Here is a 23,044-nt window from a genome sequence, read left to right as displayed (position 1 = left end):
GGTTATGCGCGAATCATACGATTTTTCAAATTCTGCTCCAAACCCCTATGCCAAGCGCATAAAAAAACAAATCACAATTCGTTTGGATGAAGGAACAATTTCATACTTTAAGGAAATGGCGAAAGATAAAGGGATTCCATATCAAAGCCTTATTAATCTGTACCTTAGAGATTGTGCGAGTGAGCATAGAGAGCTGCAAACTAAGTGGGATTAGTGTTGAAAAAGCAGCTAACAAAAAGTTAAACACGGACATTTGTTTCAGCGCGCATTTTTGTGTTTCGCTGCGCTCATAATTGCACACCGTTGCAGATTACAACTGATCATAATGTCCGCCAACAGCAAAGATATAAATGTAGTCTTTATCGTACTTATGTTTGCTCGCACACCCGTTGGATGGGCGAGCGATGATTTTAGTTGTTGCCTGTTAGCTTATTAAGAATGATCATGCCAGGGCAAATACGGGTGACACCAGCAAAGACAAAAAAGACCGCTGGTAGATAGAGTACCCAGTGAACCACATCAAAGCCTGTTAACCAAATTCCCAGCCAGATGATCACTGACATCAGCAAGAAAAAAATCTGCATACTGCGACCAATAAGGTATTTATTCATATTAAATCTTACTCTCTGTTATTTTTAACACGGATTAAAAATACGTTATTAATTCGTATGTGTTTGTATTGGTCTACTTTTTTTCTAAAAAGTTTCAACTAGCCGAATAAAATATAAGTGATGGTGTTCTATTGTGTCAATCTTATTTTTCTTAGTGGAGGTTTTCCCCATCATCGAGGCAGATCAGAATAGTTTTTTTCGGTCAGGGTGTTACAGCAGTCAGGATCACTTAATTCAGTAATGATGTCTTGAATATAAGGGTGATCAAATTGACGTTCGCCCACCGCTTTGTAACGTATCTTGCCGTTTGCATCGAGAATAAAGGTGGTGGGCAGGTTACGGATCTGCCAAGCGTTGGAGGCTTCTTTTTGATAATCAAACAGAATGGAAAAATGGGGTGAGGGGTTTAAACCTTGTAAAAAAAGGCAGCACGGTGGCGCGATCTTCACCGACGTTCACCGCCAGCAATTCAAACGCTTGGCCACTGTTTTGGTAGAGTCGCTCTAATGAAGCCATTTCACGTTTGCAGGGCGGGCACCAACTGGCCCAAAAATTAACCATCACCACTTTGCCTTTCAGCTTGTTGAGATCGAGTAATTCACCGTTGCTGTGTTCCAGTTTTAGTTCTGGGGTGGGCATGTCGTTGAGGCTGTCGAGTGCATGGCTTAAGGGGGGGGGGTCTTGAAAGGTTTTTATTCCCATGGAGATCACCACCATGACGAAAAAGATCAAGCCGATTTGGACCATGCTGTTGTTATTGGACATTAAGGACTCTTGAGTAAAAAATGGGTTTGGATTTAATAAGGGGATTGAAGATCAAAACATCAAGCCATTTGCCAGTCGAAGCCATTCTACCGCAACTGCGACGCGCTTTGGCAGAGCACAGCAACGCCATTTTACAAGCGCCGCCGGGAGCAGGCAAAACCACCTTGGTACCGTTGGCGCTGCTGGATGCGCCGTGGTTGGCGGGGCAGACAATTCTGCTGCTGGAGCCGCGTCGCTTGGCTGCGCGCGCTGCGGCACGGCGGATGGCGATGTTGCTGGGTGAGTCGCTCGGTGAGCGGGTCGGGTATCGAATGCGTGGTGAGCGTCGCATTGGCTCGAAAACGCGCATCGAGGTGATCACCGAGGGCATTTTGACCCGCATGTTACAGAACGACCCTGAGCTGCAAGGGGTGGGTCTGGTGATCTTCGATGAGTTTCACGAACGCAGTCTGCACGCCGATTTGGGGTTGGCGCTCTGCTTGGAGTCGCAAGGGGTGTTGCGGGAGGATCTGCGTCTGTTGGTGATGTCCGCTACTTTGCAAGGCATGGCCTTGGCCAATCTGCTGCCCGATTGTGTGGCGCTCGCCTCCGAAGGGCGCTGTTATCCCGTCGAGCTGCATTATATGCCACCGCCTGCCAAAGTACTGGCTTATGAAGCGAGCTTTGTGGCCAACGTGGTGATGCAGATTTTGGCTACGGAGACGGGCAGTCTGCTGGTGTTTCTGCCGGGAGTGGCAGAGATTCGCACCCTGCAACTGCGGTTGCTGGCGCAGATTGAGGATGCCAGTGTGGTGGTGTTGCCGCTTTATTCCAACCTGAGCACAGCGGAGCAGGATCGTGCCATTCAGGTCGCAACGGAGGGCGAGCGCAAAATCGTCTTGGCCACCACCTTGGCGGAGACCAGTTTGACCATCGAAGGGGTGCGGGTGGTGCTGGATTGCGGTTACAAACGGGTGCCTGCCTTTGAGCCGCGCAGTGGCATGAGCCGTTTGCAGACCGTGCGGGTGTCACAAGCAGCAGCAGAGCAGCGCCGTGGTCGAGCGGGGCGGTTGGAAGCGGGCTGTTGTTATCGCCTTTGGCCGCAGGAGTTGCAAGGCCGCTTGCCGCAGCAGGAGAGCGCCGAGATGTTGCAGGCGGATTTGGCTCCCTTGGCTTTGGAGTTGGCGCAGTGGGGCAGCTCTGCCGATGAGTTGAGTTGGTTGGATGCCCCGCCCAACGGTGCTTTGGCGCAAGCAGAGCAGTTGTTGGCGGAGTTGGGCGCGTTGCAAAAGGGAAGAATAACGGATCATGGCCGTGAAATGATGCGCATGGCCGCACACCCGCGTTTGGCGCAAATGATGATCGTCGCGCAGCCGCTGGGGTTGGCGGGGCTGGCCTGTGCGGTGGCGGCGTTGTTGTCGGAGCGGGATGTGTTTACTCAGCGGGGCGAGGTGGAATTAGCGCCGCGTTTGGCGCTGTTGCAGGCTTATTCGCAGCGTCGCCCCCTGAAATCGGGGGCGAATCGAGTGGCGTTGAAAGCGGTGTTGGAGGCAGCGCGTCGTTGGACAATGGCGTTGCGGGTTGAGCTGCAATTCCAGCCCGTGGATCAATTGGGGCTTTTATTGGCTGTGGCCTATCCCGATCGCATTGCTCAATTGCGCGGTCAGCGTGACGGTTCGTATCGCTTGCGAGGCGGCGGTGGGGCGGTGCTGCACCCCAGCGCGAGCTTGTTGGCTCAGCCTTATTTGGCCGTAGCCCAGCTTTCGGCGGCGGCCAAAGAGCCGTACGTTCAGATTGCCGCGCCTTTGGTTTTGCTGGAATTGGAAACGCATTTTTCTGAGCAGATCGTCACGGAGCCGTCGGTGCGTTGGTCGGCCACGCAACGGCGGGTGGAGGCGATGACGGTGCGCCGTTTGGGGGCGCTGGTATTGGCGCAAAAGCCGTTGCAGCCGGTGCCAGAGGCGTTGCTGCTTCAGGGGTTGTTGGCGGGCATTCGCTCCTTGGGGCTGGCGTGTCTGCCGTGGCAAAAGGGGGCGAGGTTGCTGCAAGGGCGGCTGAACTTTCTGTTTCAGTTGGATCAAAAAAAGTGGTTAGATTGTTCGGATGTGGCTTTGTTGGAAACGCTGGAACGCTGGTTGGCTCCTTATTTAGCAGGCATGAGCCGTTTGGAGCAGTTGAAGAGTTTGAATCTGGAGGAGATTTTGTTAGCACAACTGGATTGGCCGCAACAGCACGCAGTGCAAAAAATGGCTCCAGCGACCTTTCAAGTGCCGAGCGGCTCACAGATTAAAATTGATTACCGCCAGCAACCGCCCATGTTATCGGCGCGGATTCAGGAGCTGTTTGGTCTGTTGGAGACACCAACAATTGCCAATGGCCAAGTTGCATTAAAAATTGAGTTACTGTCACCGGCATCCAGAGCGGTGCAGTTGACCCAAGATCTGGCGGGATTTTGGGCGACGACCTATCATGAGGTGAAAAAAGAGTTGAAGGGACGTTACCCGAAACATTATTGGCCTGATGACCCTTTGCAGGCGGTGGCGATTCGGGGTGTTTATAGAGGCAGAGTGAATCTCTCCAGCAAATAAGAGGTAAAATGATGCCTCTCCTAACCTGCTCCACATTTATTATGCCACCTCAAGCAAATTTCGGTATCATACTCTGCTGGTAAGAGGTGCCTGACGCAGTGGCGTTGGGATAATCGGGAAGCTTAGTGCGACTCTAACACTGCCACCGCAACGGTAAAGGGTCTTCACCCAAGTCCGGAGACCGGCCTCTGCTCAGACTTCATTCATTTACGGCACGGCTGGTGTCCCGAGGTTATTATGTCAAACAACACTCTCTCTAATGCTGCTCCTCTTGAGCTGGATCAAGCCAAAGTCGCCCTGTTGGGCAGCTTTCTGTTTGGCGCTGTTATGATGCTGCTGGTGGGGTTTTTACCCACCGAAGCGGTGCATAACGCCGCTCATGACACCCGTCACAGCGTTACCTTTCCCTGTCACTGATTAAAAGATAAATCTTCCCCAACCCCTCTTTGATTAAAGAGGGGAGAAAAGCGTTGGTTGTTTTAGGGCAACGTTTGGCTTGGGTCTTGGAGATTTGCTCTTAAAACGTCTTTCTAATGTGAGGAGAGGACGATGCTGTTTCGTCGATTGATTCTGTTATCGCTGTTTGTGGGTCTGTTGAGCGGTTCCTTTTTAACCGCTGTGCAGCAGTGGCAAGTGACCCCGATTATCATTGCTGCTGAGCAATTTGAACAGGCCGAGGCCGGTCATGGCCATAACCACGGTGCGCATTCTCATGGCGATGAAGCGTGGGCACCGGCAGAAGGTGTGGAGCGGACGCTGTACAGTCTGCTCTCCAATGTATTGGCGGCGATTGGTTTTGCTGCCATGTTGCTGGCTCTGATGGCCTACATGCAGCTTAAAAACAGTGCGCCGTTCAGTTTGGGCACCGGTCTGCTCTGGGGTTTGGTGGGTTTTTTGACCTTCTTCGTTGCGCCCAGTCTGGGGCTGTTGCCGGAGATTCCAGGTACCCAAGCGGCGGCCTTGGAATCGCGTCAAACGTGGTGGTTGCTGACGGTGCTGGTCAGTGGAGCGGGTTTTTATCTGCTCTTTTTTGCTCAGCTGCCTTTTAAAGTCTTGGGTGTTTTGCTGCTGCTGTTGCCGCATTTGATTGGTGCGCCGCAGCTTAACGGCCCCGAATTTATTCACCCCGATCCCGCCGCCGTGGCTTCCTTGGTTGAGCTGCATCATCAGTTTGTGCTTTCGGCGGGCGTGGCCAATCTGCTCTTCTGGTTGGCGATGGGGTTGCTCGCTGCGTGGGGCTTGCGCCGTGGTTTAATGTTTTCTACTGAAGCTTCGCAGTGAGTTTTAGCTTGTTGTCGTGTAAGCAATGGATTCCCGTATTCACGGGAATGACGAGCAAACGTGGTCGGCGGTTTGTTTTGTGAGTTACTTTCCTTTTTCAGCGGTGGTGGGGCAGCAGACGGTGAAAACCGCCTTGCTGCTGCTGGCCATCGACCCGCGTCTGGGCGGGCTTTGCATCAGCGGTCCGCGGGGTTCGGCTAAATCCACCTTGGCGCGCAGTTTGGCGGAGCTGTTGCCCGAGGGTGCGTTTATCAATCTGCCTCTGGGGTGCAGCGAAGAGGCGTTGATCGGCAGCTTGAATCTGCAACGGGTACTGGATCAGCAGCAGGTTGAATTTCAGCCCGGTCTGTTGCAGCACGCCCATCGGGGGGTGCTCTATGTGGATGAGGTCAATCTGCTTGCGGATCATTTGGTGGATCAACTGCTGGACGTGAGCGCCAGCGGCATCAATCGCATTGAGCGGGACGGCATCAGCCATCAACACGACGCGCGGTTTTTGCTGGTGGGGACGATGAACCCCGATGAGGGGGAGCTGCGCAGCCAATTTCAGGATCGGTTTGGTCTGGCAGTGGCGCTGAGTGGTCAGCACAGTCGTGCGGAACGGATCGAGATTGTGCGCCAGCGTGAACAGTTTGATGATGATCCAGCCGCTTTTTGTCATCGTTATCAGGCTCAACAACAGGCCTTGGCCGATGAACTTCTGGCCGCTCGGCGGCGTTTGCCGTCGGTGCAGTGCGATGAAGGGCATCGTGAAATCATTGCCGAACGTTGCACAGCGGCGCAGGTGGAGGGGTTGCGTGCCGATATTGTTTGGTGTCGAGCGGCTAAAAGCCACGCCGCTTGGCAGGGGCGTGTGGAGGTGACTTTGGCGGATCTGGAGGCGGTGCAAGAGTTGGTGCTGCTGCATCGACGTAAAACGCCACCTGAACCTCCTTCAGCGCCGTCTGAACCGCCTCCCTTTAGCCGTCCGCCGGAGCAAAACCAGACGGATAAACAGACCGAAGCGGCGGGAGATTGGGGCGGCATGGCACGAGAACAGTCACAGCCCAGCGCCGCTGTGCGTCGCGTGGATCTGCCCGAGTTGCCCAGATCCGCAAACCCTGCGCCGCAAGGCAAACGCAGTCAGAAAACGCACAGCAAACCAAATTGGTTTGCCACCGTTGTTGCCAATCGTGGCATCTGGCCGTGGCAGAGTTTGGCTTTTCAGAGGGCGCGTCAACGTCCACAACGGCTGCATGTGGTGCTGCTGGATCGTTCCGCCTCTACGTTGGGCGAGTCGGCGTTTGCTCAAGCCAAAGGGGTGGTGGCGGGCATTGCTCGGCAGGCCTATTTGGCGCGTCAGCAGTTGTTGGTGATTGGTTTTGGTAATCAAGAGGTCACAGGAGCTGCTACCGCGCCAGCGCGCACCCAAAAATCCATTGCTGTTTCTGGATGGCTTGACCGCTGCCGGAGGTACGCCGCTGCGCGAGGCTTTGAGCTACCTACAGGAGCGCACTCAACGCTGGTTGCAGATGGAACCGGAGTTGCAGTTGGTGAATTATCTGATCAGCGACGGTCGCAGTCGGCAGAGTTTGTCGCCGGTGCGCTTGCCTGGGCGCACATTGGTGATCGACAGCGAAGTGGCGACGGTCAAACGTGGGCGCTGTCGTGAGGTAGCGACCCTGTTGCAGGCGGATTACTTGCCCCTTTCTCAATTGGAGTTGGTTTTATGAGTCAAGATCATCAACAGCGCATGGCGCGCAAAAAAGCGGTCATCGACGAGCGCATTGCTAAGGCGACGGAGGAGCGCGGGGTGTTGATTCTGCTGCGCGGCAACGGCAAAGGTAAAAGCAGTTCCGCTTTTGGTACTTTGGCACGGGCGCTGGGACACGGTCAGCGGGTGGCAGTGGTGCAGTTTATTAAAGGTCGAGTGCAAACCGGTGAATATAAACTGTTTCACGATCATCCAAGGGTGCAGTGGCATGTGATGGGGCATGGCTTTACTTGGGAAACCCAAGATAAGCAGCAGGACATTGAGGCGGCGCAGCAAGCGTGGGCGGTGACAGAACAACTGCTGCAAGATGAAAACATTGACATGTTGGTTCTGGATGAGATGAGTTACATGTTTAAGTACCGTTACTTGCCCATTGAGCCGGTGGTGGCGGCGTTGCAACATCGCCCCAAAAACCAGACGGTGATCATCACCGGACGGACGATGGTGGAGGAGCTGTTGGCCATTGGCGATACCATCAGCACAATCAAAGACGACGGCCATGCGTTTCGTCTTGGGGTGAAAGCGCAGGCGGGAATTGAGTGGTGAGATGAAGAACGGGGTGTTTTTTATTAATTACAAGCGTTTAATTATTTTAGGGGTAAAGGAGAGGCGGCCATGAGTGAGTATCAATATTATGAGTTTCGTGCCATTGACCGTGCTTTGAGTGAGGTTGAAAAAAAGGAACTTTCTACACTTTCCAGCCGAGCGCGAATCACCTCTCATCAGGCCTCCTTTGTTTATAACTACGGAGATTTTCGAGGCAATGAAGTACAGCTGATGGAGCGTTGTTTTGACATCATGCTTTATATGGCAGACTGGGGATCACTTCGTTTAATGATTCGCTTGCCGGTTTCGCTGGTTGATATAAAAAAGGTGGCTCTGTTCTCTGTTTCGGAGGAGATTGATTGTATTCTCTCGGAAGATAAAAAACACATTATTTTGGATTTTAATTTCCAAGATGATGGCAGTGATGATTGGTTGCATGCTGAGAGTTGGTTGGATGATTTGGTGGATTTAAGAGCAGAGTTAATGCAAGGTGATTTTCGTGCTTTGTATTTGGCTTGGTTGCTCGCCGCTGCACATATTTGGGATGATGGTGAGGTGGATGCTGATCTCTTGGAGCCACCGTTGCCTGCGGGGTTACAAAGGCTTTCCACAGCGCAGGTGGCGTGGTGTAAGTTTTTAGGCGTTGATAAAGCCTTAGTTGCTGTTGCCGCAGAATTAAGCAAGCCACGGCAGGAGAAAAAAATTAATGTGGCTCTTTGGCTTGATAAATTGCCTGCTAAGGAGCAGCGTAAATTTCTTCTGCGTCTTGCTCATGGTGAAGAAAATTTATCTGCTTTGTTGAACAGAAAGCTGGAAAAAATGGCAAAAAAGGGGCAGATTGACGGCGCTAAAGATGTATCAACAAACCGCTCGATAGCAGAATTGCTTGAGCGGAAGGATGAACACAAACAGGATCAACAGGCAGAGCATCAACGTCAATTGGAGATTGCTCGCCAACAGCGATTGGCGGTGTTGGCAACGAGACAGGATGAGGCATGGCAGGAGGTTTATGATTTAATCGAAGAGAAAAAATCAAAATCATACGATAAAGCCGTGGCGATTTTAAAAGGGCTGTGTGATTTAGCTCATCATCAAGATGACTGGCAATCTTTTAAGGAACAGGTTGTTGAAATTAAACGTTGTTATCCTGGCCGATCTGCTCTGTTACGAAAATTGAGCAGTGCTGAGTTAATTGATTAGTGGGTTAAAATAATGGTGGTGGTATGAAGATCAACTACGGCAAATTTTCTGATCTATTGGCGGAAGTAAAAGCAGTAACGGGCAAAAATGAGAGCAATAGACTCTGTAGCTGACGGGACAATGCCATGAAGATAACTTTAAAGGCTCTTAACGGATTCCTAGGTCGTGGTGTAACATGGACAAATCAGGGGGATTTCTCAAGAGCAGTTACCGTTGTACCTGAGTTTTTTTGAGTTTACGCATAATGCGCGAAAACGAGGCAAAGGGTTATTGCCCTCTCTGCTGGAACTCTTGTTTTCCTAAGACCTAGGAATCCGTTAAGAGCCACTAAAAAGTGTAACTCAAGCTGAAATCAAGCCGATCAAATCCCTCTAATGGCGTAAGTAAAAACGAATCACCGTTGGCATCAATGCGGCTGTATTGGCCACTCACACTCCAACGGTCGTCGTATTGATAACGGCTGCTCAAATGCACCACTCGATTTTCAAGGTCACTGAAAAACATCACGGTGGCACCGAGCAGCAGATCATCACGCCAATAACGCTCGCTCCAGTTGATTGCCAACAGACCAAAGCTGGTTTTTGCGCTGCTGCCAGGATAATTGACAGAGGGCCATTCGGCGTAGAGTTCGGTAATCCAACTGCCGTAGTTTTGGCTGACGTAATCCACCCCCAACATGGCGCGATAACTCTCTTTCTCCTCAATCTGTGGTTTTTCTTGTGGGCTAAAAATTTGCGTCGGATGTCGAGGCAGATAGGCCAGTTCGGTTTTAAACAGAAAGGGATCGGCGGCACGGTTGTAACTGAGCGCCAGAACATCGCTGGCTCGGTGAGTTTGCTCAAAACCATCAAATAACGGATCTCGATTGGCAAAATGCCCCGCAATCAGAGCCAGCTCAGCGCGTGGCAGTTGCTGGTTCCAGCGCAGGCCGTATTCCACATCGTTGTCTTTGATGCGATCCGTACTGTCTGAAAAGAGCGTTGCATAGGGGTGGCCGCTGTTGACTTGAAGATTGAATTGCGGCTGCGGAATCAGCACCGCATTGAGCTGTTGGCCGTTGCCGTACCAGTCGAGTTGAATCAGATCTTGGCCTAAACGGGTCTCTTCGGGTTTGGCAAACAGCGCCGCGCTGCGATCTTGGGGGGTGATCATATTCACCACCGGCAGCAGGTCGGCTTTGCCCCAGACCAGCATTTTTCTGCCCACGCTGAGGCTGAACTGAGCGAAGGCTTTTTGCCAATAGAACTCCCGCAGCAGGCCATCTACTTCGTAACGGTCGATGATGGCTTGTGGATCCTTTTCCAGTCGGTAGGCGGCGTTGTAGAGGCCGGTGGCTTCCGCGTAAAGATGGCCGATCGGAGTCTCTCGGTCGAGGATCAGCTGAGTGCTCACGCCGTTGCGAACCCAGCGGTTGGGAGCGCCGATTTGACGTGCCAGATCCAGCGAAAGGCTGCCGCGCAGCCACGGCTCGGAGGACGTTGACTCTGTTTCGCCGACATCAGAAAAACCACCAAAATCGTCAAATTCTTCTTCGGCAGCGGATAAAATAAAAGGTGCGGCGAGTAGGCTGGGCAGCAATGCCCAGCAAAGCGCAAAGGTGAACGAGACAGAATGATAAAGGGGGTTAACACGCTGTGTCATTCCCGCGCAGGCGGGAATCCATTTGTTGATGTTGCATCTGCGTGTGGATTCCCGCGTTCGCGGGAATGACGGCGTAATTTTCGGGAATGACGGCGTAATTTTCGGGAATGACAGCGTAATTTTCGGGAATGACGGCGTGAATGGAAGCAATGACGATGTGAATGGAAACCGTGTTGCCTTTTTCACCTTTATTTCGCCAACATCCGCAGAGCCTTCATCTGCGTTTCGCGGTAGTTGCTGTCTTTGAGCGCACGAGACTCCAGCAGGCCGTCAGGCACGTCCACATTGAGTGCCAGTTTGTCCGTTACCATCAGACTCATGCGTTGATTGCTGTGGTTGATGATCTGCATCCGTTTGGCGATCCAGATGCCGTTGATTTGTTGTATTTTTTGTTGCAACAGGGTTTTGGCCAATTTTCCTTGGCGATTGTACAGCTCTATTTTTAAGGGCAGATAATGCTGCTGGTCGATCCAAACGACGGAGTGACCGTAGGAGGTTTTGGGAGCGAATTTTTCCGTGGGGGTGGCTTTGATCTTCCAGACCGTGCGTTTTCCGTAGCTGAGGTTCTTTTCCAGCAGCTTGTAACTGGAGTCGTTGATGTGGTGTTTTTCAATGTCTTCGTAGGCCAGCTCGGAGCCAAACAGGGTGCCGGTTTTGGGTCCGTCGTCGGTTTCGGAGACGATGCGTTTCAGTTTTTTCATCGCCGGTAAATACATCCACTGCTCCGAATCTTTGTCTGTGTCGTCGTAATCTTTTTGCAAAAAGGCCATGCCTTTTTCGCTGCTCGGTTTCAGAATCAGGCTCAGAGAGAGGCTGTCTTTGCCCTCTGCTCCTACGTCTTTGCCCAGACTTTCGGTCAGTTTGAGGCGCGGTTTGCTGCGGCATTTGCGTTTGCCCTTTTTGATCACAAACGCACAGCTCATCATACGGGCTTGGCTGTAACGGCTGCTGCCGTCGTCCAGATCCAAACTGTGCTGCATGATTTGCCGTGCGCTGGGCGCGGCGTGCAGAGGCAGGGCGGTGAGAGAGAGTGCCAATAGGCTAACGGTGAGTTTGAACATTATGCCGCCTCCGTGGTGAGGTGTTTTTGATTTTCGAAGGGTTTGAACAGATGAATCATCGCAGGTAGCAAGAACAGATCGGCCAGCAGAGCGGAGAACATGGCGATGGCGGAGAGAATGCCAAAGTTGGTCAAGCCTTGATGCACGGAGAAGACAAAGATCAAGAAACCCAGAGAGAGCACCACCGAGGTATAGATCATCGCTTGCCCGACGTGAGTCAACGCCGAGCGAATCGCCTCCTCTGATTTTTTGCCGCGCAGCAGTTCGGTGCGGTAGTGGGTCAAAAAGTGAATCGAATCATCCACCGCGATGCCGATGGCCAGCGGCATGACTAATAAGGTGTCGGTGTCCAAAGCAATGCCGAGCCAGCCCGTCACCCCGAGCAGCACCAAAATAGGGAACAGGTTGGGAATCATCGCCATCAGCCCAAAGCGCAAGGAGCCAAAAATCACCAGCAGCAGCACGGCGATTACCGCGATTACCAGCAAGTAGGAGTTGATCTGCGCTTTGGAGACGTAGCTCATCATCTCCATCATTAAGGGAATGCTGCCGGTGATGCCCGCTTTAAAGTCGGGGTTTTGTTGTTTGATCTCGGCAAAACTGTCGTCGATCCAACCTTGCAGGTTTTTATTGAACTGCTCGTAATCCCGCGAGCCGCGTGTTTTGACCTGAATGGTCATGCGCGCCACTTGCCATTCATCATCGACAAACAGTTTGCGCGTGGCGGGGTCGGCGGATTCAAAACTGAACAGGGTTTGCGCCAACACCTCTTGTGAGTCGGGAATGCGGTAGTTGCTCTCTTTGCCGTCGAGTAGGTTTTTATAGGATTCCTTGGCCAATTTGACGATGGAGTCCACCCGCGTTACCAGCTCCGGTTCACCGGCGATGATTTTTTCTTGCAGGCTCTGCATGGCTTTGAGCAGTTGTGGGTCTTTGATGCCGTCGGCACGGCCACTGTCGATCAAAATTTCGGCGTTGGAGCTGCCACCAAAGTTGCCATCAATGGCGGTGATGGCTTCGCTCATGCCGACCCCAGGTTTGATCAGGGTCATGAGGTTGGTGTCGATGTAGACCTTGGGCAGCCCCATCAAGGAGACCGCTGAGACAATGACAAAGGTGGCAATGATGGTTTTGGGGTAGGTGCGCCCGCAGTGATCGGTCCAGCGTAAAAAGGCTTGCAGATAGGCGTCGCGTTTTTTCTGCGTCACCTTACCGTCGGCGTTGCGTTTGATCGGCGACCAGATGCCCATCAAGGTGGGCAGATAGAGCACCGTCAGCCAGAAGGTGACAAACACGCCCACAGAGGCGAACAGGGCAAAGGCTTTGATCGGCGCAATGGGAATTGCCGACATGGAGAGCATCCCTGCCATCGTCGTTAGCGCCGCCAACATGATGGGCAGGCCGGTTTTACGCAGGGTTTCGGTGAGTGCCTCTTGCTCCTCTAAACCCGCTTCGGTCATCTGTTTGAAGACCGACAGAATGTGAATCGAGGCGGCGATGCCGACGGTGAGAATCAAAAAGACGGTGATGTTGATCATCATATTCACCGCTACCCCAGACCAGCCGACGATGCCCAAGGTCCAGATGATGCCGGTGATGATCAGCATCGTAGGCCAGACGGTACCCGCCAAGGAGCCGACGGTGAAATAGAGCACGATGATGATGAGTAAAATGGAAAGCAGGGAGATCAACGCCATCTCTTGCATCACCACGCTGAAAAAGAGATCCATAATCCACGGGTTGCCCACGGCCAGATATTGGGTCGCATCGGCATCGGGGTTGTTGAGCTGGTGTTGCCAGTGGTGTCGTGCCAGTACGTCGTTAAAGGCGCTCATAAAGACGCTGTATTCTTCCATCTCCACCCGCTCAAATTCGGGCAGTTCGGCGGCGGTCAGAGCCAAGCCGCTGTTGCTTGCCGTGTCGGGGGCGGAGAAATCGTCTTCAAAACCGCTGCCATCGTTATCGGCGGAGTCGAGCGTTTCGGTGTGTTTGTCAGCGATTTTAAAGCGTGCGCCGTAATCGGTCTGGATCATTAAAATGCCCAGTTTGCTGTCACGGGAGAAGAGTTGCCCAGGGAAGTCGCGTTGCTGCATTGCCAGTTGGCGCAGAGCGTCGCTTTCGGCAGCGGTGAGAGGAAGGCCGTCGGGGCCGATGAATTTGCGGCTGATCAGGGCATCGTCATTGGCCTCTAAAAAATCGGCGCTGTAGATGCTGCGCACACGGGTGATGCGATTCAGCGGTGTGTTGGCTTTGAGGCGTTGCTGGTTTAGATCTTCTTCCAGTGCTTTGACTTTATTCAGGGAGTCGGTGCTGAACACATCGTCGTCTTGCGGTTGGAACATCAGCATCAAGACTTGATCGCTGCCAAACAGATGGTGAAAGATATTGAAGTTGTGTAGGGTCGGGTCGTCGTCACGGAAAAAGGCTTCCATGCTCATGTCCAGCTTGATGCGTGGAATTCCAGCGGCAAAAAAGACCGTCAACAGCAGCAGTGAGAGCAGCGCTTTTTTGCGGTGCTGGCGGGTGAAGTCGGGGATTTTTGCCATGCCGTCGGAGGTTTTCATCAGCAGACGGTTGATAAATTGCAATGCATTCAAAGCCATAACTCATACCTATGGTGAACAATGTGACGAAGATGTTTCGGCATCATAAAAGGTCTGAGTTTAATCTGCCAACAAAAAGGCTGTGTTTGATGTTGGGGTTATTACCCCAACCTACGGATGGGCTCGTTTTTAAACCGATAAAACAGAGGTTTTACCATGCAGAATATGCAAGCAGCAGAGCAATACGGTGTACCCAATGCCCTCTTTTTGCAGAGGTTGATGGAGCTTGTGATCGCCCAGATCAACACACGCGCTGGTGCAGGCGGAAATCAGCCTGCAAGGGGGGCAGGTATTGAGCTGGACACCCAAAGGCGCAGAGCCGGTGATTTGGATGTCAGAAGAGGCACGACCTACTGTGGGCAAAGCGATGCGCGGTGGGGTGCCGGTCTGTTGGCCGTGGTTTGGTCCGCATGACAGCGAGGCTGATTTCCCTGCGCACGGTTTTGCTCGTGTGGCCGATTGGGCGTGCAAAGGCAGTCAATTGTTGGCTGACGGTTCGGTTTCGCTGCTGCTGGAGCTGGTCTGTGATGGCGGCTCGAAATGGTGGCCGTATGCAACGCTGTTGCAGGTGGAGTTTCGCATTGGGACAAAATTGGAGATCAACCTGAGCAGCCGTAATTTAAGTGACAGAGCCTTTGTCATCAGTGAAGCACTGCACACCTATTTTCAGATCAGCGACATTGAGCAGGTCTCGGTCAGCGGTCTGGAGGGGGGTGACCTATTATGACAAGGTGAGTGAGGCTGTAGCGCAAATGCAGCAGGGTGATATTCGTTTTGCCAGTGAGACCGATCGCGTTTACATCAACAGCCCTGCTACGTGCGTGATTCATGATCTGGGTTTAAAGCGTAAAATTGTTATTGAAAAAAAGCGGCAGCGATTCCACTGTGGTTTGGAATCCGTGGTTTGCTAAGGCCGAACGCATGGGAGACCTGGGCGCAGAGGGTTGGCGAAAAATGCTCTGTGTGGAGAGCGCCAACGCTTTTGATAACGTGGTTACTGTGCAGCCGCAACAGAGCCACAGCTTGTCTGTAGTTTACAGCTTACTTTAGGGTTTTGCCTTTGTGTTGGGCTTGGTGTTAAATGAGGCGCGCTAAAAGAGCGCGTTTTTTAATAAATACCTACATAAACTAAGGATTAAACCATGAAAGTTGCTTATATTTTTTCCAGTCAAGGCCACTCTGTTTCGTTTAAATTGGGTAAAATGATTTTGCCTCAATTGGAAGACGACGCACACGGTGTCGAAGTGGTGGGCATGTTCTTTTTTGAAGACAACAACTACGTCTTGCTGGAGGGCAACCCCATTGGCGAGCGTTTGGCCAAAGTGGCCAAGGAGAAAGGCATGTTGTTGATGGGCTGTGATCAGTGTTGCGAAGAGCGTGAGATCGAAGATAAGTTGGTGGAAGGCGCGGTGATTGGTTGTTTCCCCAATTTGTATGGGGCGTTGGCGGGTAACATGCCCGATCAAATCATCACCTTGTAATTTTGTCAGATTGCCACAGCGGTGGGTGTTGCTTGCCTCTGTGGCTCTGTTTTTATAGGTTTGGTTAAAAAATATGAATGCGGTTGAAATTAATGGGTTACAGAAATTTTACGCCAACGGCGTGGTGGCGCTTAAAGGGGTAGATCTGAAAGTCGAGCAGGGCGATTTTTTTGCCTTGCTGGGGCCGAACGGTGCCGGTAAATCCACTGCTATTGGCATTCTCTGTTCTTTGGTAAACAAAAGCTCTGGTTCGGTGCGGGTGTTTGGCGAAGATTTGGATGCGATGCCGATGGCGGTTAAGCGCATGATTGGTTTGGTGCCGCAAGAGTTTAATTTTAATGTTTTTGAGCCGGTGCTGGAGATCGTCGTTAATCAGGCCGGTTATTACGGCATTGCCCGTAAACAGGCTACTGAAAAAGCGGAGTATTTCTTAAAAAAATTGGATCTGTGGGGCAAGCGCTTTGCGATGGCGGGTCAGTTGTCCGGTGGCATGAAGCGCCGTTTGATGATTGCCAGAGCGTTGGTGCATGAGCCAAAACTGTTGATTTTGGATGAACCGACCGCTGGGGTGGACATTGAGATTCGCCGTTCCATGTGGGGCTTTTTGCGTGAGATTAATCATCAAGGCACGACGATCATTCTCACTACCCATTATTTGGAAGAGGCGGAGAGCCTGTGTCGCAATATGGCCATTATTGATCAGGGTAAAATTGTTGAACAGGGAGAGGTGCGAACGCTGCTCAAGCAACTGCAAACAGAGACCTTTCTGCTGAACATTGCTCAGCCCTTGCCCTCGTTGCCGGAGCTAAAGGGCTTCTCTTTGCACTGTCAAGAGGACGGTCGTACCTTGGAGGTGGAGGTGAATAAAGGTCAAAGTATTAATGCCCTGTTTGCAGAGCTGACTGAGAAGGGCATTGAGGTGTTGAGCATGAAAAACAAAAGCAACCGTCTGGAGGCGTTTTTCTTGCGGCTGATTGATAAAAACGCGCAGGAAAAATTATGAACTGGAAAAATTATTGGATCGCCTTACAGACTTTGGTAATCAAAGAGGTGTTGCGTTTTTCTCGAATCTGGATGCAGACCATTTTACCGCCTGCCATTACCACCGTGCTTTATTTGTTGATTTTTGGTGAGTTGTTAGGCCAACGTTTGGGGGACATGGACGGTTATTCCTACACCGATTTTATTATTCCAGGCATTATTATGATGTCGATCATCACCAACTCCTACGCCAATGTGGTCTCTTCGTTTTACAGCACTAAATTTCAGCGCCACATTGAGGAGCTGTTGGTCTCGCCTCTGCCCAATGTGCTGATTTTGCTGGGTTACGTTTTGGGGGGCGTGGCGCGGGGTTTGCTGGTGGGGGTGGTGGTGACGCTGGTGACGCTGTTTTTTACTGACTTGCAGATTAATAATTTTCCGCTGACGATTTTTGTTGCTCTGTTGACCTCGATTCTGTTTTCTCTGGCGGGGTTTATCAATGCGGTGTTTGCCAAAAGTTTTGATGATATTTCTATTATCCCCACCTTTGTCTTAACGCCTTTGACCTATCTGGGGGGTATTTTTTATTCCATCACGCTGTTGCCGGACTTTTGGCAAACCGCTTCGCTGTTTAACCCGATATTTTATATGGTCAACGCCTTTCGTTACGCCATTTTGGGGGTCAGTGATGTCTCGATGAGCAGTGCCTTTTTGATCATTGGCTTTTTTATTCTGGTTTTATTTGCCGCTTCCATGAGCCTGTTGAATCGGGGTGTGGGGATTAAAAGTTAAATGAGTTTGGCAGAAAAAGCAGATCGGCACGATCTCTATCAGCGTTCGGTGCAGGGGGTTGAGTTTGAGCTGGAATTTGTTCAAGAGACGTTTAAAGCCCTGCGAGGGCGTTGGCCGCACCGTTTGCGCGAGGACTTTTGTGGTACGGCGCTTTCGGCCTGTGAATGGGTCAAGTTAAACCCCGCTCACAGCGCGGTGGCGGTGGACATTGATGCCGAGGTGCTGGCTTGGGGAGAAGCCCACAATGTGGCAGAGATGTCCGTTGACGAGCAGCAGCGAATTGAGCTTCTGAGTGCGGATGTCTTGACGGTCGAGACGGATAGGGTGGACATCTGTCAGGCGTTGAATTTCAGTTATTGGCTGTTTCAAGAACGAGCGCAGATGAAGGCTTATTTTCAGCGGGTTCATTCTTGTTTGAAAAAAGACGGCCTGTTTTTTCTGGACTCTTTTGGTGGTTTTGAAGCGCATCAAACCCAAGAAGAGGTGCGTGAGCTGGAGGGCTTTACTTACATTTGGCAGCAGGCGGAATACAACCCAGTCACTGCTGACATGCAGTGCTACATCCATTTTGAGTTTGAGGACGGTTCGCGTCTGAATCAAGCGTATGCCTATCGTTGGCGACTCTGGGGAGCGAAAGAAATTCGTGAGTTGTTGCTTGAGTGTGGTTTTTCTAAGACACGGATCTACCTGCAGGCGTTTGATCCCGAAACCGATGAACCCTTGGATGAGTTTGTGGAAAGTGAGCGGTGTGAGGATGTGGCTTGTTGGATTGCCTATTTGGTGGCAGAAAAATAGGCCGTGCCTTTTAGGTCGAAAAAACTGTTTTTTTAGGGTGTTGAGTTGTATTTAAGCAACAAATGTCTGTTTTTTGTCTATTTTGTTGGACTCTCGTTGTAGTATGTTTTAGATTCAGCTGTTGCTTGGGAGTGGGCAGAGGGATCGAAGAGGGAGTGTCTTTACAAAACGGGGTTAAGCGTCAAATCATATGAAAAAAAGTAAAATAATAGCGGCACTGTTGCTGTTTTCCGTTCTATTTCATCTCGGCTCTCTCTGGGCTGAAGGCGAGTATGAACGTGCCACAGTGGCGATGCGTGATGGCGACTACGCCATTGCTTACTGCATTTTGCGACCGATGGCAGAAGCAGGTGATGCCGATGCTCAATACAGTTTGGGCTGGATGTACCACAACGGTTACGGCTTGGCGATTAACGATGAAAAGGCGATGAGTTGGTGGCTAAGTGCCTCGGATAAAAATCATGTGGATGCGATGTTCTCCATGGGGATGTTGTTTGAATTTGGGGATTCTGGTGAGCAAGATTACGATGTGGCGGTGGCCTATTACGCTCGCGCCGCTCGGCGGGGTAATGAGGATGCGCAAGCGATTTTACGCGCACGTCTGGGTCAACGAGACTATCCCTCCAGAGGGCGCTTGAAAGAGCTGTTGGAGGAGGAGGGTGAGCTGTTTGCTGGCCAAGTGTATACCCGTCGCACCGCTAATATTCGTCGCAGACCGGCGGTACATCACAAACGTATTGCTAAATTAAGGGCAGGTGAAGTGTTGGTGGAGCTGAGTCGGCAGGGAAAATGGGTCAAGGTGGGCATTATTGGTACGCAAAAAATCGGTTGGGTCTATCGTAAGCTGCTTACTCAGACACGACCCATCCCAACGCCTTAAGATCTGCTCCATTTTTCAATGCCGTGCAGGCGGCGTTTGCGTTTGTCACGTTTGCCATTGAGCAGTCTGGAGATGCGTTTGACGTAGTTTTTCGTTTCGGTGGGCGCATAAGGCTCCACATCTTTCCATGCTTTAATCTCTCCTCCAGCTCGCCGTTTGGCTCTTAGAATTCGACCATAACCGGCGTTGTAGCTGGCGAAGGTGAGAAGCAGGCGTTCCATATTAGAGAGCGCAGGCAGCCGCCATTTTCGATACAGACCACGGTTGTAGTAGATCCCTGCTGCGATGTTCCACTGCGGTTCTTCGATGTTGAGAAACTGACGGTTTTTGCTGCGGATTTCAGCGTAGGTGGCGGGCATGATCTGCATGATTCCCCGTGCGCCAACGTGGCTTTTAACTTTGGGTTTGAGACCAGACTCAGCAATGGCCTGAGCTTTAAACCACTTCCAATTGAAGTGCGGTCCAAAATAGCGTTTGGTGTATTTTTTAAAATAACGGTCGTACTTCGTTGTCCACTGATCAATGCTTTTGGCAGCGTAGAGCGTCGAGGGTGCTGCGCCGATGCAAAGGCAGAGGGAAAGAAGTAGGGGTCTGAACACGATCAGTTTAACCCAAGCCCTATGACGAGACCGAGGCCTGTGCCAACACCGACAAAAATGCCCATCAGCATAATGCCAACGGCGATGTTGCCCTTGGCGAGTTCGTCACTGATGTCGAAGCAGACAAGGTGATTGAACATTTTACATCCGAGCCACATAAACAGTAGGGTTAAGGTACCACCGGTAACGGCGTACAGAATATTAAGCACGATAGGATCAAGACTTTCACTCATGGGTTTGGTTTCCCCGTAATCAAAAATTGTGGCCACTCGTCCATGAAGGGCTGAGTAGAGTTTGTCTTAGTGGGTTGGCATCATACAGGAAATTGCTATTCCCCGTCAGAGCCTATGAATTGTGGATTTATAATCACTTGAGTTTATTGGTTTTTTGTTGATCTTTTACGGTTTAACGGTGGTTAAACCGAGATTGTTCCAGTTCTGCATGCCGCCACGATACCACTTGAGTTTGTGAGCGGGATAACCGAGCCGCAACAGGGTTTTGATGTTGCTGGGAGATTGGCCACACCACATGCCGTTGCAGAACATGACTAAGGTTTTGGCGTTTTTAAAGTCGAGAAAATCACTGTGTTGCTGGACGTTAAACTGTGCTTCCAAAATCTCAATTAGGCTCAGAGGGTCAGTGCCGTGGTTGAGGCTGAGTTTTTTCCACGGAATGTTGATGGCACCAGGAATGCTGCCCAGATCGACCCAAACTGGGGTACGAGAGTCGATAACGAGAAGGGTGTTATCGCCGCTGCTGAGGCGTTGCAGGTAGTCGATCAGTTCCAACTCACCGATGGTTTCCACTCCGGGTGCCAGAGTCATGGGTTGAATGCAAAAGGGCGGGCAGGGGCGTGAAGTTTTAGCGTAGTTGTCATCGACGGTGTGGGCGTTATCGGGGTTGCGTTTGATGATCACCTCTTTGCCTGCGTGTTTGATGCTGACCTGCTTGATATTCGCGCTGATGCCAACGGGTAAGCTGTCGCTGTCAAACTCTCCAGCTTGGGCAGTAAAAGTGCAGAGAAACAGCAGTGGTGCGAATCGAGCAAAAGACATAAGGAACCCCATTTGGTTGAAAATCACCTTTAGAGGATAAAGGCCTGAGATTAAAAATCAAGATGGGATGGAAATAAGGTTCAATCATCTTGCTCGTCATCGTGATCCTCTTCTTCATCGTTATCCTCACTCTCCTCTTCCTTGTCACGGTTTTCTGGGGGATTAAACATAAGCAAACCGCTCATCGCTGAGTGGCTTTGATAGGCCGCAGAGTGATTGCCGCCCGTGGCAACGGCATTGAATTGCGATACGCCGATGATCTGCTGAGGCGTTTTGTGTTGCGCCTTGCGGTGGCCGAGTTGACCGGCTGTATTTGAACCCCAGCTCCAGACAGTGCCGTCGGCTTTCACAGCGAGAGAGTGGAACAAGTTTGCGGCCAGATCGACCACTTGGTTTAATCCTGTGATCTGAACGGGAGTCAGGCGTTCGGTGGTTGTGTTATCGCCCAAATTGCCATAATAATTGGCACCCCACGCCCAGACACTGCCGTCCTTTTTGCGGGCAAGGCTGTACTCTTGGCCAGCAGTGATTTCAACCACTTGGGATAAATTGGCCACCTGTGTGGGGGTTCTGTGAGAGACACTGCCCATACGTCCTGACAGCCAAACGCTGCCATCGGCTTTTAAGTAGAGGGCGTGATAACTGCCGGAGGCGATGGCCACCACATTGCTGATGCCCAAAACCTGAAAAACGCCGCCAGCGGATGCCGTAGAAGTTGAGCCGAATTTCCAATAGAGGTTGTCTCCCCAAGCCCAAACGGTGCCGTCCTTTTTTAAGGCCATGACATCCGCAGGTCCGGTGGCGATGGCGATCACATTGGAGATGTTGCTCTGCACGGCGGTCAGTGAGTCTATCTGAGTGCCGTTGCCCAACTGCCCATATTGATTCTGCCCCCAGCACCAAACGCTGCCATCGGCTTTCAGGGCGGCCACCGTATCTGTTTTTGCTGCTCGGCTCACGGCAATGACGTTGTTTAGGCCGACGACCTGTACGGGTCGAGTGCTTTGTGTTGTGGTTCCATCGCCCAATTCGCCGTGCCAGTTTCCTCCCCAGCTCCAGACGCTGCCGTCTGTTTTCAGTGCAATGGAGGCATGAGCGCCAAGCTCAATCGCGCTGAATGGGTCAGAGTTAAGAATGGCATGGGGAACAGGACCACCGGCGGCGTTGTGACCCAGTTGACCGTTGTCATTTTTTTCCCCATGAGATGGGCAGCGCGTAAAGGCTGTGTGAAAAAAAAGAGATTACGATGAAGATTACATTTAATGATGTGGCTAAAGAGGGGGGCATGATGATTCCTTGTCTGTTTTTATCCATTGAGATTGGTGCGACTGCTTTATTTCATCTCGGCAAATTTAATGACTTTGTTTACCGTTATTTAAATCCTGATAGCCGATAAAACCAAGCAAGAGCAAATCTCCCTCGACCCCTCTTCAATGGAAGAGGGGTCGAGGGAGATTTTATTTTTTTCCCCAGAGAGTGTCGTGGGAATTCAAAGCAGTGCGTAACTCAGATCTACAAAAAAGCCCGCTCAAGAGCGGGCTTTTAGCTTTGAAAAAAGTCAGTAGCTATTGCAGTACTGATATTGCCATTGGGATCGGTTGCAGTTGTGGTACCCAGAGCATTGACGTTGTCTACTGCACTGGTTTTAGACTGTTTCGCTACACATCCACTCGAAACTCAATTTTTTCATTTGATAACACCGACTCAATCACTTTGTGAACACCATGACCTGGGTTACTTTCTCGACAAATGCGCACTAAATTATATTTGGCTAATAACTTTAAGTCGTTGTTCAAGCTAACAGGGCTTCGTTCCATCGCCAGCATCAAATCAGAAAAACAGACTTTTTTCTCTTGGCGTAGGTATTGAACCAAACGCCTCCTTGCCGGTTTTAATAACGAGACAAGATCATCACCTTCAACCCAGAGCGTTCTTTTTTGTGTCAAAGATTCACCGTTATCCACCGCTTTTGCCGTTTTTTTTGCTGAATGAAAGAAGTCACTCAGGGTGCCCGATTTAATTTCAATGCTCATTTAAATAGCCTCTTACTTCTGCTTCAAAATGTTCAAGCAAAACCTCATAACCTACAAAATCGTTCACAGGTGAGACCACACCAAAACAATGTCTATGGTGATAGTTATGGGCATTATCGTACCCAATTACGCGACCATGATCTCCAGAGTAGAGGGCAAAATTGATGTAAGCCATATTGTATCGAACCACCGCTCCGTACTGATCTTCCCACACTTCAATTTTGATCAAACCACCACCCCTATTTTTCGAGAAAGTATAACGCTCATCAACAACCTTGTTGTGCTTAGACTTTTTTTTCTTGACCATAAACAGATCTTATCAGCTATCTATTTTTTTATAAACCTGAAACAGTTACCCACAAAAAAAAGCCCGCTCAAGAGCGGGCTTTTACCTTTAAGG

General features: G+C 51.0%; 26 protein-coding genes and 1 riboswitch. Of the genes, 15 read left to right on the top strand and 11 right to left on the bottom strand.

The annotated features are described in order from the left end of the window. Positions 1-4 precede the first annotated feature (4 nt). On the top strand, positions 5-214 hold the full coding sequence (locus tag Q9O24_10730) for a BrnA antitoxin family protein (GenBank protein ID MDQ7075601.1): 210 nt from the start codon (positions 5-7) through the stop codon (positions 212-214). A gap of 196 nt (positions 215-410) precedes the next feature. Here Q9O24_10730 and Q9O24_10725 read toward each other — a convergent pair whose 3' ends face one another. Together Q9O24_10725 and Q9O24_10720 are read right to left on the bottom strand one after the other, a co-directional pair. Next, positions 411-611: a hypothetical protein gene (locus Q9O24_10725; protein ID MDQ7075600.1), complete on the bottom strand. Its 201-nt coding sequence runs from the start codon at positions 609-611 to the stop codon at positions 411-413. A gap of 375 nt (positions 612-986) precedes the next feature. Continuing rightward, complete coding sequence (locus Q9O24_10720; GenBank protein MDQ7075599.1) at positions 987-1,376, bottom strand: TlpA disulfide reductase family protein; 390 nt, start codon at positions 1,374-1,376, stop codon at positions 987-989. A gap of 20 nt (positions 1,377-1,396) precedes the next feature. Here Q9O24_10720 and hrpB point away from each other — a divergent pair, with 20 nt between their 5' ends. From hrpB to Q9O24_10690, 6 genes are all read left to right on the top strand, one after another. Then, the gene (gene hrpB, locus Q9O24_10715) at positions 1,397-3,943 is read left to right on the top strand and encodes an ATP-dependent helicase HrpB (protein ID MDQ7075598.1); all 2,547 of its coding nucleotides are present in this window, start codon (positions 1,397-1,399) and stop codon (positions 3,941-3,943) included. Between the two features lie 67 nt (positions 3,944-4,010). Then, positions 4,011-4,148: riboswitch (cobalamin riboswitch) on the top strand. A gap of 32 nt (positions 4,149-4,180) precedes the next feature. After that, positions 4,181-4,360, top strand: a complete 180-nt coding sequence (locus tag Q9O24_10710) for a CbtB-domain containing protein (GenBank protein MDQ7075597.1) — start codon at positions 4,181-4,183, stop codon at positions 4,358-4,360. A 132-nt stretch (positions 4,361-4,492) separates the two neighbouring features. Beyond that, complete coding sequence (locus Q9O24_10705; protein MDQ7075596.1) at positions 4,493-5,224, top strand: CbtA family protein; 732 nt, start codon at positions 4,493-4,495, stop codon at positions 5,222-5,224. Positions 5,225-5,249: 25 nt separating this feature from the next. Next, the gene (locus Q9O24_10700; protein ID MDQ7075595.1) at positions 5,250-6,875 is read left to right on the top strand and encodes an ATP-binding protein; all 1,626 of its coding nucleotides are present in this window, start codon (positions 5,250-5,252) and stop codon (positions 6,873-6,875) included. 57 nt (positions 6,876-6,932) lie between these two features. After that, positions 6,933-7,523, top strand: coding sequence for a cob(I)yrinic acid a,c-diamide adenosyltransferase (cobO, locus tag Q9O24_10695; protein MDQ7075594.1), 591 nt, complete (start codon positions 6,933-6,935; stop codon positions 7,521-7,523). 69 nt (positions 7,524-7,592) lie between these two features. After that, positions 7,593-8,723, top strand: a complete 1,131-nt coding sequence (locus Q9O24_10690; GenBank protein ID MDQ7075593.1) for a hypothetical protein — start codon at positions 7,593-7,595, stop codon at positions 8,721-8,723. Positions 8,724-9,050: 327 nt separating this feature from the next. Here the strand turns inward: Q9O24_10690 and Q9O24_10685 are convergent, their stop codons facing one another. The 3 genes from Q9O24_10685 to Q9O24_10675 all read right to left on the bottom strand — a co-directional run bounded on the left by Q9O24_10685 (position 9,051) and on the right by Q9O24_10675 (position 14,028). Further along, positions 9,051-10,364, bottom strand: coding sequence for a hypothetical protein (locus tag Q9O24_10685; GenBank protein MDQ7075592.1), 1,314 nt, complete (start codon positions 10,362-10,364; stop codon positions 9,051-9,053). A 188-nt stretch (positions 10,365-10,552) separates the two neighbouring features. Then, a complete protein-coding gene (locus Q9O24_10680) occupies positions 10,553-11,425 on the bottom strand; it encodes an outer membrane lipoprotein-sorting protein (GenBank protein ID MDQ7075591.1) in 873 nt (290 codons plus the stop codon). Next, the gene (locus Q9O24_10675) at positions 11,425-14,028 is read right to left on the bottom strand and encodes an efflux RND transporter permease subunit (protein ID MDQ7075590.1); all 2,604 of its coding nucleotides are present in this window, start codon (positions 14,026-14,028) and stop codon (positions 11,425-11,427) included. Before Q9O24_10675 ends, Q9O24_10680 begins: the two co-directional genes overlap by 1 nt. Before the next feature lie 256 nt (positions 14,029-14,284). Between Q9O24_10675 and Q9O24_10670 the strand changes: the two genes are divergently transcribed. The 7 genes from Q9O24_10670 (at position 14,285) to Q9O24_10640 (ending at position 18,957) form a co-directional block, all read left to right on the top strand. Then, complete coding sequence (locus Q9O24_10670; GenBank protein ID MDQ7075589.1) at positions 14,285-14,755, top strand: hypothetical protein; 471 nt, start codon at positions 14,285-14,287, stop codon at positions 14,753-14,755. Positions 14,756-14,880: 125 nt separating this feature from the next. Beyond that, complete coding sequence (locus tag Q9O24_10665; GenBank protein MDQ7075588.1) at positions 14,881-15,078, top strand: hypothetical protein; 198 nt, start codon at positions 14,881-14,883, stop codon at positions 15,076-15,078. A 92-nt stretch (positions 15,079-15,170) separates the two neighbouring features. Continuing rightward, positions 15,171-15,509, top strand: coding sequence for a SaoD/DsrE family protein (locus tag Q9O24_10660; protein ID MDQ7075587.1), 339 nt, complete (start codon positions 15,171-15,173; stop codon positions 15,507-15,509). Between the two features lie 73 nt (positions 15,510-15,582). Next, positions 15,583-16,512 (top strand): ABC transporter ATP-binding protein, encoded by a 930-nt coding sequence (locus Q9O24_10655; protein ID MDQ7075586.1) that lies wholly within the window; start codon positions 15,583-15,585, stop codon positions 16,510-16,512. After that, positions 16,509-17,282, top strand: coding sequence for an ABC transporter permease (locus Q9O24_10650; GenBank protein ID MDQ7075585.1), 774 nt, complete (start codon positions 16,509-16,511; stop codon positions 17,280-17,282). The genes Q9O24_10655 and Q9O24_10650 overlap by 4 nt, the downstream gene beginning before the upstream one ends. Further along, entirely contained in the window at positions 17,283-18,077 is a 795-nt protein-coding gene (locus Q9O24_10645) for a class I SAM-dependent methyltransferase (GenBank protein ID MDQ7075584.1), read from the top strand. A gap of 190 nt (positions 18,078-18,267) precedes the next feature. Beyond that, entirely contained in the window at positions 18,268-18,957 is a 690-nt protein-coding gene (locus tag Q9O24_10640) for an SH3 domain-containing protein (GenBank protein MDQ7075583.1), read from the top strand. On the opposite strand, the gene Q9O24_10635 is transcribed toward Q9O24_10640, so the two are convergent. The 4 genes from Q9O24_10635 to Q9O24_10620 form a co-directional block, all read right to left on the bottom strand. Then, entirely contained in the window at positions 18,954-19,556 is a 603-nt protein-coding gene (locus tag Q9O24_10635) for a transglycosylase SLT domain-containing protein (GenBank protein MDQ7075582.1), read from the bottom strand. The two genes, Q9O24_10640 and Q9O24_10635, sit on opposite strands and share 4 nt — an antisense overlap. A 2-nt stretch (positions 19,557-19,558) precedes the next feature. Further along, entirely contained in the window at positions 19,559-19,789 is a 231-nt protein-coding gene (locus Q9O24_10630; GenBank protein MDQ7075581.1) for a DUF350 domain-containing protein, read from the bottom strand. 165 nt (positions 19,790-19,954) lie between these two features. Then, a complete protein-coding gene (locus Q9O24_10625; GenBank protein MDQ7075580.1) occupies positions 19,955-20,611 on the bottom strand; it encodes a rhodanese-like domain-containing protein in 657 nt (218 codons plus the stop codon). A gap of 80 nt (positions 20,612-20,691) precedes the next feature. Next, positions 20,692-21,690 (bottom strand): hypothetical protein, encoded by a 999-nt coding sequence (locus tag Q9O24_10620; protein ID MDQ7075579.1) that lies wholly within the window; start codon positions 21,688-21,690, stop codon positions 20,692-20,694. A gap of 167 nt (positions 21,691-21,857) precedes the next feature. Between Q9O24_10620 and Q9O24_10615 the strand changes: the two genes are divergently transcribed. After that, positions 21,858-22,007, top strand: coding sequence for a hypothetical protein (locus tag Q9O24_10615; GenBank protein MDQ7075578.1), 150 nt, complete (start codon positions 21,858-21,860; stop codon positions 22,005-22,007). A 262-nt stretch (positions 22,008-22,269) separates the two neighbouring features. Here the strand turns inward: Q9O24_10615 and Q9O24_10610 are convergent, their stop codons facing one another. Together Q9O24_10610 and Q9O24_10605 are read right to left on the bottom strand one after the other, a co-directional pair. Further along, a complete protein-coding gene (locus tag Q9O24_10610; GenBank protein ID MDQ7075577.1) occupies positions 22,270-22,644 on the bottom strand; it encodes a transcriptional regulator in 375 nt (124 codons plus the stop codon). After that, positions 22,634-22,951, bottom strand: coding sequence for a DUF6516 family protein (locus tag Q9O24_10605; protein ID MDQ7075576.1), 318 nt, complete (start codon positions 22,949-22,951; stop codon positions 22,634-22,636). The genes Q9O24_10610 and Q9O24_10605 overlap by 11 nt, the downstream gene beginning before the upstream one ends. Between the last annotated feature and the right edge of the window lie 93 nt (positions 22,952-23,044).

Source organism: Gammaproteobacteria bacterium (genome assembly GCA_030949385.1).
GTDB lineage: Bacteria > Pseudomonadota > Gammaproteobacteria > JAUZRS01 > JAUZRS01 > JAUZRS01.
This window is presented reverse-complemented; position numbering and strand designations above follow the sequence as displayed.

Excerpts from the sequence above, each read along its gene's own strand:
- Q9O24_10710 (MDQ7075597.1), top strand. The coding sequence starts at position 4,181 with ATGTCAAACAACACTCTCTCTAATGCTGCTCCTCTTGAGCTGGATCAA.
- Q9O24_10700 (MDQ7075595.1), top strand. The coding sequence starts at position 5,250 with ATGGATTCCCGTATTCACGGGAATGACGAGCAAACGTGGTCGGCGGTT.
- Q9O24_10680 (MDQ7075591.1), bottom strand. The coding sequence starts at position 11,425 with ATGTTCAAACTCACCGTTAGCCTATTGGCACTCTCTCTCACCGCCCTG.
- Q9O24_10655 (MDQ7075586.1), top strand. The coding sequence starts at position 15,583 with ATGAATGCGGTTGAAATTAATGGGTTACAGAAATTTTACGCCAACGGC.
- Q9O24_10720 (MDQ7075599.1), bottom strand. The coding sequence starts at position 1,376 with ATGTCCAATAACAACAGCATGGTCCAAATCGGCTTGATCTTTTTCGTC.
- Q9O24_10630 (MDQ7075581.1), bottom strand. The coding sequence starts at position 19,789 with ATGAGTGAAAGTCTTGATCCTATCGTGCTTAATATTCTGTACGCCGTT.
- Q9O24_10625 (MDQ7075580.1), bottom strand. The coding sequence starts at position 20,611 with ATGTCTTTTGCTCGATTCGCACCACTGCTGTTTCTCTGCACTTTTACT.
- Q9O24_10605 (MDQ7075576.1), bottom strand. The coding sequence starts at position 22,951 with ATGGTCAAGAAAAAAAAGTCTAAGCACAACAAGGTTGTTGATGAGCGT.
- Q9O24_10730 (MDQ7075601.1), top strand. The coding sequence starts at position 5 with ATGCGCGAATCATACGATTTTTCAAATTCTGCTCCAAACCCCTATGCC.
- Q9O24_10725 (MDQ7075600.1), bottom strand. The coding sequence starts at position 611 with ATGAATAAATACCTTATTGGTCGCAGTATGCAGATTTTTTTCTTGCTG.
- cobO (MDQ7075594.1), top strand. The coding sequence starts at position 6,933 with ATGAGTCAAGATCATCAACAGCGCATGGCGCGCAAAAAAGCGGTCATC.
- Q9O24_10675 (MDQ7075590.1), bottom strand. The coding sequence starts at position 14,028 with ATGGCTTTGAATGCATTGCAATTTATCAACCGTCTGCTGATGAAAACC.
- Q9O24_10640 (MDQ7075583.1), top strand. The coding sequence starts at position 18,268 with ATGAAAAAAAGTAAAATAATAGCGGCACTGTTGCTGTTTTCCGTTCTA.
- Q9O24_10685 (MDQ7075592.1), bottom strand. The coding sequence starts at position 10,364 with ATGACACAGCGTGTTAACCCCCTTTATCATTCTGTCTCGTTCACCTTT.
- Q9O24_10690 (MDQ7075593.1), top strand. The coding sequence starts at position 7,593 with ATGAGTGAGTATCAATATTATGAGTTTCGTGCCATTGACCGTGCTTTG.
- Q9O24_10645 (MDQ7075584.1), top strand. The coding sequence starts at position 17,283 with ATGAGTTTGGCAGAAAAAGCAGATCGGCACGATCTCTATCAGCGTTCG.
- Q9O24_10615 (MDQ7075578.1), top strand. The coding sequence starts at position 21,858 with ATGAAGATTACATTTAATGATGTGGCTAAAGAGGGGGGCATGATGATT.
- Q9O24_10705 (MDQ7075596.1), top strand. The coding sequence starts at position 4,493 with ATGCTGTTTCGTCGATTGATTCTGTTATCGCTGTTTGTGGGTCTGTTG.
- Q9O24_10650 (MDQ7075585.1), top strand. The coding sequence starts at position 16,509 with ATGAACTGGAAAAATTATTGGATCGCCTTACAGACTTTGGTAATCAAA.
- Q9O24_10610 (MDQ7075577.1), bottom strand. The coding sequence starts at position 22,644 with ATGAGCATTGAAATTAAATCGGGCACCCTGAGTGACTTCTTTCATTCA.
- Q9O24_10660 (MDQ7075587.1), top strand. The coding sequence starts at position 15,171 with ATGAAAGTTGCTTATATTTTTTCCAGTCAAGGCCACTCTGTTTCGTTT.
- hrpB (MDQ7075598.1), top strand. The coding sequence starts at position 1,397 with ATGGGTTTGGATTTAATAAGGGGATTGAAGATCAAAACATCAAGCCAT.